The sequence below is a fragment of the Aeromonas rivuli genome, assembly GCF_000820045.1.
Lineage (GTDB): Bacteria > Pseudomonadota > Gammaproteobacteria > Enterobacterales > Aeromonadaceae > Aeromonas > Aeromonas rivuli.
Genome location: NZ_CDBJ01000053.1, coordinates 67,041 through 79,360, shown reverse-complemented (window position 1 = coordinate 79,360; position 12,320 = coordinate 67,041). Strand labels below are relative to the sequence as shown.

Sequence of the window (12,320 nt, the reverse complement as noted above, 5' to 3'; positions counted from 1 at the left end):
CAGGCCCATCCCTTACATTACGCCCCGTTGTCGCGGCATTGGTCGCCAACATCTGTGGAACTCAAGCACATTAAATGATGAGTAAAAATTTGGTGAGGTGTCCGAGTGGCTGAAGGAGCACGCCTGGAAAGTGTGTATACGGCAACGTATCGAGGGTTCGAATCCCTCCCTCACCGCCATATTGAAAAGCCCGACTCAGGTCGGGCTTTTTGCTTTCTGGTTCCTGCAGATGTTTGGCTCCTTGCCTCGATTGCCAGGGCCGCCACGCCTTGATGATCCTGTACCCGCCCTTGGGGAATATGCCACACTGGCCCCCCTTGTTGTCAGGGCAGACGCCATGCCAGATCTCGCTCATCCCACAGCCCCCTGCGGCCAGACTCCCAGTGAGCCTGCGCATTTCACCCGCATAGAACGGGTGCTGAGTCATATTCATCAGCACCTGGATGAGCCGCTTTCGGTGACCGAGCTGGCGGCGCTCAGCTGCTGGTCACGCTGGCAGTTGCAACGAGTGTTCCAGAGTGAGACAGGCCTGACGGTGGCGGCTTATGTGCGCGAACTCAAGTTGAGTCAGGCCGCTGTCGCCTTGCTTGGCGGTCGGGATCGGATACTGGATCTGGCCCTGCGCCACGGTTATGACTCGGAGGTGAGTTTCAGTCGCGCCTTCAAGCAGCAGTTTGGTTGCTCGCCACTCGCCTATCGCAAGCGGGGGGTCAGGGTCGGGCTGCGCCAGCCCATCAGTCAGCTGGGGCCGCGGGGTCTGGGGGAGGGCAAGTGGCTGCAAGTGCGAGTCGAGACGCGGCCTGCCTTCAGCTTGCTGGGACTGCGTGGCGAGATCCGTGGCCTCTTTGCCGAGCAGCCCGATTTTCAACAACAAGTACCCGCCATCTGGCAAAGGGTGCAGGCCCTGCCTGGGGGAGAGCAGTTGCACGGCGAGCCCCTGCTTGGGGTGAGCGATCTGCGTGTCCATCAGGATGAGGCGCACCGTTTCCCTTACTGGGCCGGGATTGAGCTGCCTGAATCGCAACCGGATGAGCCCCTCACATTGGCGGGTGCCGAGTTGCTGCGGGTGCCGAGCCAGACCTATGGGGTGGTCACCCATCGCGGGCCCATCGCCCTATTGCCACACACCTTGAGCTGGTTTATCGAGCAGTGGTTACCCCAGTCCGGTTATCGGGGTCTGGATGGCCTGGAGCTGGAGGCCTATCCCGCCAACTATCAGGGCAAGGCACCAGAGGCCTCTATGAGCTACTGGCTGCCCATAGTCCCCTTGTCATAGCCCATAACCCATAGCTCATAGCCCAGAGGAGCGGCCCTGATCCTGCAAACCTGGCACTGGCCGCCGGGATCTCGATCCGGGGCCGCCATGGCTGGCAGCACCTTGCCCCTTGTCCAACCTATGGGGTCAGTCTTTCCCCTCGCTCCCAGGCATCCTCTCTCCCTCTGTTTTCTATTGCCCCGCCGCAAGGGTGAACGCCCTATCTGCCATTGAGGCTGCCCGATATTGACCCTGAACAACATAATAAAGCCTCGTAAGAGACTGATTGTGGGGAGCTTCCTGGACAAGATGCCCCAAAATGTTAAGTCTGGCGCAAAATAGCTGATTAAAATGCAAATGATATTTGTTACTATTCAATCATTGGCATTCGAGGATCAGATGTACCCACTTCACCCCCCATTGACCCTGGTCGCGGCGACCCTCTCCACCCTGTTTGCGGGACAGACACTGGCAGCCCAGACGGACGTACTGGCTCCCGGTGCTGACACCATGACGGTACTGGGTCAGACCTATCGCAACACGGCGACCAAGACCAAGCTAGACCCTATCGAAACGCCGCAGGCCATCTCCGTGGTCGATAGCCAGACCTTGGAGCAGCGGGGTGCCAGTTCGGTGAGCGAGGCGTTGCGCTATGTGCCCGGGGTCAATACCGAACTGCGGGGGGGCTCGGTCAATCGCCTGGATCTGTTCAACATTCGCGGCTTTGACAACTATCAGAACTTCTATGACGGCTTGCTGCTGCAATATAACGATTGGAACCTGCAGCCCCAGATAGACCCTGTTGCCATCGAGCAGCTGGAGGTGTTCAAGGGGCCGACTTCCGTGCTTTATGGCAGCATGCCGCCGGGCGGCATGGTCAATCTGATCGCCAAGCGGCCACAGCGCGAGGCCAGGCACAGCGTCAGCGTGGCGGGGGGAACGGGGGATCTGCGTGAGGTGACCCTGGATACGACAGGCCCCATCAATGACACCTTTACCTACCGGATGGTGGGCCTGGCCCGTCACAAGGATGGTCAGGCGGTGACCTCGGAAGAGGAGCGCTATGTGCTGGCCCCCTCCCTGGACTGGCAGCTCGGCGAACGCACCCTGCTCAACCTCAATGTCTATTACCAGAAGGATCCGGCCGCGGGCATCTATACCACAGTCCCGGCCAGGGGGTCGGTCAATGACAACCCCCTCGGCAAGCTCGACAGTGACACCTTCCTCGGTGACGAGAACTGGAACCAGTACAACCGGGAAGTGGCGCTGTTTGGTTACAAGCTGAGCCACGATTTCAATGCCAACTGGCAGTTCCTGCAAAATGCCCGCTACATGGATGCGTCAGCCAGGCAGCACAACACCTATAACGCGGCGTTGGCGGCAGACGATCGTACCCTGGCCCGTAACGCCTATCTGACCGACGAGGAGTCCAAGGGGTTCGTCATCGACAACCAGCTCTCTGGCAAGCTGCAGACCGGATCGATGGAACACAACCTCTTGCTTGGCGTCGACTACCAGTATCTGGATGCCCAGGTGCTCTATCGGGATACCCTCGACTATTCGGCCCCCAGTATCGACATTTTCAATCCCGATCACAGCCAGATTGACCCCGATAGCCTCAACTTCATCTATCAGGATCGCAAGCAGATCAAGCAGTACCAGACGGGGGTCTATCTGCAGGATCAGCTGCGCCTCGACAGACTGGTGGCCATCGGTGGCCTGCGCTATGACAGCTACCGGATGGACACCGACAGCGACACGCTCTACAGCGGAAGTGCCAGCCACACCCTGGCCAAGATCGACCAGGATAATCTCTCCTTCCGTCTGGGCGCCCTCTATGAGCTCGATTACGGTATCTCGCCCTATGTGAGTTATGCCGAGAGCTTCGAGCCGGTGCCGGGGGCGGACAAGCATGGCAAGGCGTTTGATCCCGCCACCGGTGAGCAGTGGGAGGGGGGCGTCAAGTACCTGTCTGAGGAGATGAGCAAGACCCTGACCCTGTCGGCATTTCGCATCACCAAGAAAAATGCCCTGGTGACGGATCCGGACAACGTCTACGGGCCCAAGCTGCAGACCGGCGAGATGATCTCCAAGGGGTTGGAGCTGGAGGGGCGCATCGATGTCACCAGCAACCTGGAGTTGAGTGCCACCTATACCCTGCTCGACATGGTGATCAGCAAGGATACCACCAGTTTGCAAGGCAAGACCCCGGTCTGGGTACCGGATCAGACGGCCTCCCTGTGGGCTGACTACCGCCTCGAACAGGGCCCTGCGGCCGGGCTGCGCCTGGGAACTGGTTTGCGTTACGTGGGGGAGGCCGAGCTCGATGCCGCCAACAGCGACAAGGTGCCCGACTATGTGTTGATGGACATGGCCGCCTCCTATGACTTGGCCCGGCTGAGCCAGAGCCTGAAAGGGGTGGAAGCCTCCGTCAGTGCCAGCAACCTGTTCGATACCACCTACTACTCCTGCTACGACCAGAGCAACTGCTGGTTCGGGGCCGAGCGCAACGTGGAGGCCAGACTCAAATACGTATTCTAAGCCTGCGCCCCGGCCGGACGCCGGGGCCCTCTTATCAGGGCAGCCCACCCCATGACAACCCCTCTGCCGACCCGCTGGGTGAGCCGGGGCTTGGCCGCGTGGCCGCACAGGAGCGGGCACTTGGCCTGGCGGCTTATGAGCGGCTGTTCCTTGCCGCCGGGGAGCTCATTCCCTCCCTCAAGGGGCAGCTGGTGGAGGGGGAGAGGCCGTTGCTGGTCACGGCCGACGGCACCATGGCCCCCGCGGCGGTGGCATTGGCCCTGCATGATCACTGGCGGCTGGCACACCCGGAGGCGGGCCCCGCCTACTGGCTGACCCGCAGTTGGGGCATGCTCAGCTGGCAGTCCATCTACCTCGCCATGGTGGCCGTCTATCGGGTGGGAACCGTGCCTGCGCTGGACAAGTTGGGGCTGGGCTATAGCGCCGGTCTGGTATCGGGATTCAGCTTGCCCCTTGACCCACTGATCGGGGGCCAGCAGGAGCTGTTGATCGAGGCGGCGGGCAGGCGACTGCGTCGTCATTGGCAGGAATTGTTCGAGATGCTTGCCAGTGAGATGCGGCTGCGGCCCGGCTTCGTGCGCCCGCTCCTGGCGGACGATCTGCTGGCGGCCCTGGTGCGGGTGCCGGATTTCTTCGGGGAGATAAGCCCCGAGGTGGTCGCGGCCCATGCGCCGCTCTGGCTGGCCGCCTGTGGCTTGCCCGCCGAGCATCTGGCCGGGTGGCGCCAGGCGCCAGGCGTGGCGGAGGTGGCGAGCGCCTCGCCCGGTTATGTCCGCCAGCGTTGCTGCCTGCACTACAAGCGCCGTGATGGCTCGCTGTGTGAGAATTGCCCCCGGCGGCAAGATGCAGCGGCTCGTTGCGATGATGAGACGGGGCAAGGGTTGGAATAAGTGTGTTGAGTGTTGGTCAAGGCCGCCCAAGGGGCGGCTTTTTCATGTCCCGAGTCAGGCCCCCATCTTGACACGAATGCGCTCGAACAGGCTCTGCAGGCAGGGCTGATCCCGATCCGCGGCCCGGACCGCGCCATACATGTGGCGGCGCACCCCGCTGCCCAGGGGGCGCGCCTCGAGCAAGCCCTGGCGCACGAACTCCTCGCTGGCCCAGCGCGGCAGGGCGGCCAACCCAAGCCCGGCGGCGGCCATCTGCAACATGACCGAGGTGTTGTCCACCGGCTTGCAGCGCTTGGGTTCGACGCCAGCCGGTTGCAAGAAGCGGCTGAACACGTCCATGCGGGCCCGCTCCACCGGGTAGACCAGCAGCACCTCCTGCTTGAGATCCTCCGGGGCTATCCTGGTCTGCTGACAGAGGGGATGGTCCGGCGCCATCACCAGGGTGAGATCGAAGGCGAACAGGGGCTCGAAGTGGAGATCCCCGCGGGCCTGCACGTCCGAGGTGAGCAGCAAGTCGAGCTGGCCGCCGAGCAGGGCGCTGATGGCATCGAAGCCGGGCACCGACTCCACCTCCAGATCTACCCCGGGCCATTGGCGGCGAAAGTCCGGCAACAGCGGCAGCAGCCACTGGATGCAGCTGTGGCAATCGAGCGCCAGGTGCAATCGGCCCGCGTCACCGCTGTGCAGGGCCTGCAACTGCTTCTCGGTCTGGGTCAGAGCGGGCAGCACCTGGCGGGCCAGGGTCAGCAGATGCTGGCCCGCTGCCGTCAGCACCAGGGGGCGGCTCTTGCGAAGAAAAAGCTCCAGATTGAGGCGGGTCTCCAGCTCCTTGAGTTGATGGGAGAGGGCAGACTGGGTGAGGTTGAGCGTGAGCGCCGCCCCGGCCAGTGAGCCCTGCTCGGCCAGGGCCGCTATCGTCTTCAAGTGCTTGATCTCCAAGCCTGAATTATTTGGCACCGCCATGGCACATCTCCCTTGAAGGACAGTTGAGGATTATTTGAGAGCCAGTTGAAGAGGATTCAATAGCCAAGGCCACCTTATCTCGACATTCTAGATGTGTAAACATCTGGATGGCTAAATCATCCAGTTCCCCATAGGACAGAGATGAGATCAAGGAAAACGGCCATGACACAAGCACACACCCTGGGCTTCCCCCGCATCGGCGCCAAGCGCGAGTTGAAATTTGCCCTCGAATCCTACTGGCGTGGTGAAACCACCCGGGATGAACTGGTCGCGGTGGGCAAGAGCCTGCGTCAGCGCCACTGGCAGGCGCAGCAGCAAGCCGGGGTCAGCCTGCTGCCGGTCGGCGATTTCGCCTGGTATGACCAAGTGCTCGGCACCAGCCTGCTGGTGGACGCCGTGCCTGCCCGCCACCGCCACGGCGACACCGATCTCGATACCCTGTTCCGGGTGGCCCGTGGCCGTGCGCCCACCGGCCCGGCTGCCGCCGCCGCCGAGATGACCAAGTGGTTCAATACCAACTATCACTACCTGGTGCCCGAGTTCAGCCGCGACCAGCGCTTCAAGCTGGGCTGGAGCCAACTCTTTGAAGAGGTCGAAGAGGCCAAGGCGCTGGGACTGCCGGTCAAGGCGGTGCTGCTGGGCCCGGTCTCCTATCTGTGGCTCGGCAAGGAGAAAGAGAGCGGCTTCTCCCGCCTCGAACTGCTCGACCGCCTGCTGATCGTCTATCAGGAGATCCTGGGGAGGCTCGCCGCGCAAGGGGTGGAGTGGGTGCAGATAGACGAGCCGGCCCTGGCCCTGGACTTGCCGGACGAGTGGCGTCTGGCCTACCTGAACGCCTATGAGCGCTTGAGCGGCCCCTGCAAGCTGCTGCTCACCACCTATTTCGGTTCTGTGGCCCATCAGCGCGACATCATCACCAGCCTCAAGGTAGACGGCCTGCACCTGGATCTGGTGGCTGCCCCCGAGCAGCTCGACACCCTGGTCCCGCACCTGCCGGCCCAGTGGGTGCTTTCCGCTGGCGTCATCAACGGCCGCAACGTCTGGCGTGCCAACCTGGCCAAGCTGGCGCCGACCCTGAAAGCATTGAAAGCCAAGCTCGGCGAGCGGCTCTGGGTCGCCTCCTCCTGCTCATTGCTGCACAGCCCGGTGGACTTGACCCTGGAGCACGAGCTGGACGGCCAGACCCGCAGCTGGTTCGCCTTCGCCCTGCAAAAGTGCTACGAGCTGGGGCTGCTTGCCGAATACTTGAGTGGTGGCGAGCTCGACAAGATCACCGCCTACAGCCAGCCCATCGTCGATCGGGAGTCCGACAGCCGGGTTCACAAGCGGGCGGTGCAGTCCCGGCTCGCCAGCCTGACCAACAGCGATTTCGATCGCCAGAGCGCCTATCCGGTGCGCGCCGAGGCCCAGCGCACGGATCTCAAGCTGCCGCTCTTGCCCACCACCACCATCGGCTCCTTCCCGCAGACTTCCGACATCCGGGTGCTGCGCCAGGATTGGCGGGCCGGTCGCATCGACGACACGGCCTACGAGGCGGGCATTCAGGCCCAGATCAAGGATGCTATTGCGCGCCAGGAGGCCATAGGGCTGGACGTGCTGGTGCACGGCGAGGCCGAGCGCAACGACATGGTGGAGTATTTTGGCGAGCTGCTGGACGGCTTTGCCATCACCCGCTTCGGCTGGGTGCAGAGCTATGGCTCCCGCTGCGTCAAGCCGCCGGTGATCACCCGGGATATCGACCGCGGGGCCCCCATGACGCTGGCGTGGACCCAGTTCGCCCAGAGCCTGACCGACAAGCCGGTCAAGGGGATGCTGACCGGGCCCGTGACCATCCTCTGCTGGTCCTTCCCCCGGGAAGATGTCAGCCGCGAGCAATCCGCCCTGCAAATCGGCCTGGCCATTCGCGACGAGGTGGCAGATCTCGAAGCCGCCGGCATCAAGATCATCCAGATTGACGAACCGGCGATCCGCGAAGGGCTGCCCCTGCGCAAGCAGGATCATCAGGCCTATCTCGACTGGGCGGTGCGCGCCTTCCGCCTGAGCGCAAGCCCGGTGGTGGACAGCACCCAGATCCACACCCACATGTGTTACAGCGACTTCAACCTCATCATAGAGGCGGTGGCGGCGCTGGATGCGGACGTGATCACCATAGAGACCAGCCGCAGCCAGATGCAGCTGCTCGAGGCGTTCGAGCGCTTCAACTACCCCAACGAAATCGGCCCGGGCGTCTACGACATCCACTCCCCGAACGTGCCGAGCCAGGGCTGGATCGAAGACCTCATCCGTAAGGCGGCCCAGCAGATCCCGGCCGAGCGGCTCTGGGTCAACCCGGATTGCGGCCTCAAGACCCGCGGCTGGGAAGAGACGGAAGCGGCGCTCAGGGTGATGGTCGATGCCACCAAGGCACTGCGTGCCGAGCTGGCTTGACGGAGCAGGGGTTGCAAGCTCGCGACTAGTTGATAGGTATCACTGATGAACAAGGGGAGGGCGCAAGCCTTCCCTTTTTCGTTGGCAGATAGCTCATGCCGGGGTCAGCCTCCCGTTGGTTATGAGCCTGGCAAGGGGCGCTGGCATTGAGGGAAGGGATGCCGGTAGAATTGCGCATTTTAAATGAACCTTATCAGCCACGGGAACAGGATGCAGATCAGCGACTTTTATCCGGTATCGACCAACACCAGCCTCAAGGAGAGCTGTTATGGCGCCTTGGGGGCCCTCATCGGTCTGTTGATGACCGAATGGCTCTGCCAATGGTGGCTCGGCGTCAGTCCCCACTGGCTCATTGCCCCCATGGGAGCGTCAGCCGTGCTGCTGTTTGCCGCCCCGGCCAGCCCCCTGGCCCAGCCCTGGTCCATTCTGGTGGGCAACAGCGTCTCGGCCTTGATGGGAGTGATCGCGGCAAGCTGGATCCCGGATCTGGCGCTGGCCTCCGCCGTGGCCGTGATGCTGGCCATCGCCGCCATGTTCCTCACCCGCAGCCTGCACCCGCCAGGGGGGGCAGTTGCCCTGACCGCCGTCATCGGGGGTGAGGCCATCAGCCAGCTGGGTCTCTGGTATGTGTTGATCCCGGTGTTCATCAACTCCTTGCTCCTCCTGGCCATGGGGCTTATCTACAACCGGGCGCTGGGTCGCCGTTATCCCAACGGTGGTCGGGCGCAGCCCAATCGCCATCAGACGGCGGATCCCCAACCCAGCGAGCGGCTGGCGACCCAGGCGACGGATATCGATTTTGCCCTGGAGAAACACGGCGAGCTGCTCGACATCAGCCGCCAGGATCTGCAGGCGCTGCTGCAGGAGGCGCAGTTGCATGCCCTGCGCGAGCGGGTCGGGACAGTGCTCTGCCAGGATGTGATGTCACGGGATCTCATCGTCGTCTCGCCCAAGGCGTCGGCCATGGTGGCCTGGCAACGGCTCTCCCGGCATCAGGTCAAGGCGCTGCCCGTGGTCGATGAGGCGCAGCGGCTGGTCGGCATCCTCACCCTGCACGATCTCATGATCGACAGGCAGCGGCAGTTGCCGAGGGAGGCGGCCAGTCTCGAACAGTTGCGGGTGGAGAACCTGATGACCCGGGAGGTGCGCACGGCGCGCCGCTATCAGTCGCTCTACGAGCTGGTCGATGCCTTCTCCGACGGGGGCCTGCACCATATGCCCGTGGTGGAGGGGGAACTGCTGGTGGGCATCATCACCCAGTCCGATATGGTGGCCGCCCTCTTTACCCTGGCCCTGCAGCCCGGCTTGGTCGATGAACCTGCCTCCTCAGGCACATAAGCAACGGGCCCCTCGCGGGGCCCGTTTCGTTTGGGGTCACTGGGTGCCGTAGACCGTCTCCCCCATGAACACCGTCTGCTCGACCCGGGTCTGTGCGATCTGCTCCGGCGTGCCGGCCTTGACCAGGGCGAACAGGTCCCGGTCCAGCACGATGAAGTCCGCCGACTTGCCCGCCTCGATGGAGCCGGTGATGTCCCCCTGGCGTACTGCCCTGGCGCCGTTGATGGTGTAGGCGGCCAGCATCTCGGCAAGGGAGGTGCGCTGGCTGGCCCTGAAGTCGTCGCCGCTGCCGGCCGCCTTCACTATGCCGGCGGCCATGTTCTCGAACGGGCGCGGGTCCCGGCTGTCCACCGGGGCGTCGCTGCCCGCCACCAGCACGGCGCCAGCCTGGCGCGAACTCTCGACCGGGTAGAGGGCGTCATGGAGATAGCCCATGGGGTCGTAGATGGCTTCGCTCAGGGACTGTCCCACCCTGGTTGGCTGGATGAAGGGGCTGACCAGCATGTCGTAGGCAAGCTGGGGCGTGGTCCAGGCATAGGTGAAGGTGAGGTAGAGGCCAAGCTCGCCGAGGCGTTTCTGATCGTCCGGGTGCACCACCTGCAGGTGGGCCAGGGTGTGGGGGATGCCGCTCTCCCCGTTGCTGGCGCGGGCCGCCTCCAGGGCATCGAGGGCCACCCGGGTGCTGCGATCGCCGATGCTGTGCATGTGGATGCCAAACCCGGCCCCATCCAGCGCAGTGACGTAGCGGGTCAGATCCGCCTCCTTGTAGTTGACGATGCCGTTGCTGCCCGCATCCTCGCTGTCCGCTGTGATGCTCACCTCGCCGCTGTCGGGATCCAGGGCCAGATGGGGATGCAGGTAATTCCCCAGCATGCCGGCATTGGGCAGGAAGGGGGGGCTGGTGAAGGGATCCCCCTCCAGCACGCCGTCGAGGAAGATCTTGACCGCATCGGCCTTGATCAGGGGATTGCCTGCGAAGGCGTCCCGCACCTGGTTCGCCTTGGCTAGGTGCCCGTCGATGTCCAGCTTGCCGCTGTAGTCATCCTGGTTGAAGCAGGTGGCAGCGGTGACGCGCATGTGCAGCAGATCCTGATCCTGCATCTTGCGCAGCCGCTCCCGGATGAAGTCGTTGGCGCAGGCATCCTGCACTCCCGTGATGCCGCGGGACGCCATCAGCTCGGAGATGGCGGGGAGTATCTTGTCATACTGGGCCGCCGCCTGTTCCCCCTCTGCGCTCAGCACCCCGGTGTCGGGGACCGCAATGGCGCTGCGGGCCGCGTCCCGGATCACGCCGGTTGCCAGATCCACATAGGGGATGAGGGCCTCGAACACGCCGTCCGGGGCCAGGGTGGTGGCATTGAAGCCGACCACATTGCCGTCCTCGTCTTGTGCCAGCGCCAGCGCCTGAGAGTTGTAGCCGCCGGCATGGCCGTCGACCCCGGCCAGCATCACGGGGTTGTTCGGCGCCGCCGCATCCAGGGCCGCCAGCAGGGTGGCATGGGTGGCGGTAGGGGTGTTGCCGTCATAGGGCGACCACTGGTTGACCACCAGCCACTCCCCGGGGGCCGGGGCGTAGCGGGGCAGGCACTCGCTGATCTTGGCCGCCAGCTGATCCAGGTTGACGCTCTGGCCGTCCAGATCGCACATGTCGAGCGCAACAGTGCCGAGCAGGTGGATGTGGTTGTCGTGCAGGCCAGGCATCACCATCCTCCCTTGCAGATCCACCACCTGGGTCGCACTGTTCTTCAGGGCCTCGGCTCCTGCGCGGGAGCCCACGTAAGTGAACTTGCCCCCTTGCACCACCATGGCCTCGGCCTGGCTGCGTTGCCCATCCTGGGTGTGGATCTTGCCGTTGAGATAGAGGGTGTTGCCGGGGGGCGGCTCACTGCTGTCTTGCTGGCAGCCGAGCAGGCCACTGACCAGCAGGGCGATGGCGCCCAGCCTGAGACGGGGGTGTTTGCTATCCATAGCGCGCTCTCCTTGGGTTAATTGCAGTTTTTACTGCAGATATGAGCACTTATGGTTATTGCAGCTATTCTGAAAAATGCCAGTGATTACTGCACTTTTTTTGACTTGTGTTTACCTTGTCTCATCATGTAGTTATGACAACCAGTCGCCCCTTGGGGGCGCAGACCGCATCGAGGGAAGAGAATGTCACAACATGTGCTGCCGGCCGAACTGTGCATGCGGCGCCAACCCAGGCAGCAGCGCAGCCAGGAGGTGGCGAGCCGCATCGAGCAGGCCACCCTGGCCCTGTTGCAGGAGCAGGGGTTTGCGGCCCTCAACACCAACGCCATCGCCGCCCGCGCCGGGGTGGGCATCAAGTCGCTCTACCACCTGTTTCCCAACAAGGAGGCGATCATCTGTCGGCTGGCCCTGGCCTGGCTGGCGGCGGTGTGCGAGGCGCAGGAGGTCATCCGCGAGCAGGCCGACAGCTGGCCGCAGACCCTGCTGATGCTGGACGAGGCGCTGGAGGCACTGGATGAGCGCTACGTCGGCTATGGGGCGCTGTGGCAGGCGATGGATCTCATTCCCGCCCTGCACGGGGTCGAGCAGGAGCACGAGGGGCGTCAGGTAGCCTTCTGGTCCGAGCGGCTGCGCCACTTTGGCTGCCGCTGGCCCGAGCCCGAGCTCACCACCCTGGTGCGCTATTTCTACCGCACCGCAGACGTGGCCAAGCAGTGCACCAAGGGGCAGGGGGAGGCGGGGGCGCAGCTGTGGCAACTGCATAGACGCTGGAGCGAGCAGCTGATGATGGCGGCCATCGAGGAGCCGGATCCCGCCCGGGTCTGGCAGTCGATGCCGGGACTGGCGCCGGGTTGCCAAGCCGCCGCGAAGAGTGGCGAATAGAAGAGGGACAAATAAAGAGAGGGAGTGCCAGGCACTCCCTCTCTTGCATCTGGCAT

Annotated in this window: 8 protein-coding genes and 1 tRNA gene; 7 read left to right on the top strand and 2 right to left on the bottom strand. The window is 63.6% G+C overall.

What is annotated here, in order from left to right; genetic code table 11:
• Positions 1 to 91: 91 nt before the first annotated feature.
• The 4 genes from BN1130_RS11450 to BN1130_RS11435 all read left to right on the top strand — a co-directional run bounded on the left by BN1130_RS11450 (position 92) and on the right by BN1130_RS11435 (position 4,686).
• Positions 92 to 179 (top strand) — tRNA-Ser (locus tag BN1130_RS11450).
• 158 nt (positions 180 to 337) lie between these two features.
• Positions 338 to 1,276 carry a helix-turn-helix domain-containing protein gene (locus BN1130_RS11445; protein ID WP_042042150.1) on the top strand — a complete coding sequence of 313 codons (939 nt, stop codon included), beginning with the start codon at positions 338 to 340 and terminating at the stop codon, positions 1,274 to 1,276.
• A gap of 378 nt (positions 1,277 to 1,654) precedes the next feature.
• The gene (locus BN1130_RS11440) at positions 1,655 to 3,796 is read left to right on the top strand and encodes a TonB-dependent siderophore receptor (protein ID WP_042042294.1); all 2,142 of its coding nucleotides are present in this window, start codon (positions 1,655 to 1,657) and stop codon (positions 3,794 to 3,796) included.
• Positions 3,797 to 3,894: 98 nt separating this feature from the next.
• Positions 3,895 to 4,686 carry a siderophore ferric iron reductase gene (locus tag BN1130_RS11435; protein WP_042042149.1) on the top strand — a complete coding sequence of 264 codons (792 nt, stop codon included), beginning with the start codon at positions 3,895 to 3,897 and terminating at the stop codon, positions 4,684 to 4,686.
• 54 nt (positions 4,687 to 4,740) lie between these two features.
• Here the strand turns inward: BN1130_RS11435 and BN1130_RS11430 are convergent, their stop codons facing one another.
• Positions 4,741 to 5,649, bottom strand: a complete 909-nt coding sequence (locus BN1130_RS11430; RefSeq protein ID WP_042042148.1) for a LysR substrate-binding domain-containing protein — start codon at positions 5,647 to 5,649, stop codon at positions 4,741 to 4,743.
• A gap of 162 nt (positions 5,650 to 5,811) precedes the next feature.
• Between BN1130_RS11430 and metE the strand changes: the two genes are divergently transcribed.
• Both metE and BN1130_RS11420 read left to right on the top strand, forming a co-directional pair.
• A complete protein-coding gene (gene metE, locus BN1130_RS11425) occupies positions 5,812 to 8,076 on the top strand; it encodes a 5-methyltetrahydropteroyltriglutamate--homocysteine S-methyltransferase (RefSeq protein ID WP_042042147.1) in 2,265 nt (754 codons plus the stop codon).
• A gap of 210 nt (positions 8,077 to 8,286) precedes the next feature.
• Complete coding sequence (locus tag BN1130_RS11420) at positions 8,287 to 9,414, top strand: HPP family protein (protein ID WP_042042146.1); 1,128 nt, start codon at positions 8,287 to 8,289, stop codon at positions 9,412 to 9,414.
• Between the two features lie 36 nt (positions 9,415 to 9,450).
• Here BN1130_RS11420 and BN1130_RS11415 read toward each other — a convergent pair whose 3' ends face one another.
• A complete protein-coding gene (locus BN1130_RS11415) occupies positions 9,451 to 11,382 on the bottom strand; it encodes an amidohydrolase (RefSeq protein WP_042042145.1) in 1,932 nt (643 codons plus the stop codon).
• A gap of 183 nt (positions 11,383 to 11,565) precedes the next feature.
• Here BN1130_RS11415 and BN1130_RS11410 point away from each other — a divergent pair, with 183 nt between their 5' ends.
• The gene (locus BN1130_RS11410; protein WP_042042144.1) at positions 11,566 to 12,264 is read left to right on the top strand and encodes a TetR/AcrR family transcriptional regulator; all 699 of its coding nucleotides are present in this window, start codon (positions 11,566 to 11,568) and stop codon (positions 12,262 to 12,264) included.
• Positions 12,265 to 12,320 lie beyond the last annotated feature (56 nt).

Bases quoted from the DNA above. Each gene is read 5' to 3' on its own strand.
- BN1130_RS11415 (WP_042042145.1), bottom strand. From the start codon at position 11,382: ATGGATAGCAAACACCCCCGTCTCAGGCTGGGCGCCATCGCCCTGCTG.
- BN1130_RS11440 (WP_042042294.1), top strand. From the start codon at position 1,655: ATGTACCCACTTCACCCCCCATTGACCCTGGTCGCGGCGACCCTCTCC.
- metE (WP_042042147.1), top strand. From the start codon at position 5,812: ATGACACAAGCACACACCCTGGGCTTCCCCCGCATCGGCGCCAAGCGC.
- BN1130_RS11420 (WP_042042146.1), top strand. From the start codon at position 8,287: ATGCAGATCAGCGACTTTTATCCGGTATCGACCAACACCAGCCTCAAG.
- BN1130_RS11445 (WP_042042150.1), top strand. From the start codon at position 338: ATGCCAGATCTCGCTCATCCCACAGCCCCCTGCGGCCAGACTCCCAGT.
- BN1130_RS11410 (WP_042042144.1), top strand. From the start codon at position 11,566: ATGTCACAACATGTGCTGCCGGCCGAACTGTGCATGCGGCGCCAACCC.
- BN1130_RS11430 (WP_042042148.1), bottom strand. From the start codon at position 5,649: ATGGCGGTGCCAAATAATTCAGGCTTGGAGATCAAGCACTTGAAGACG.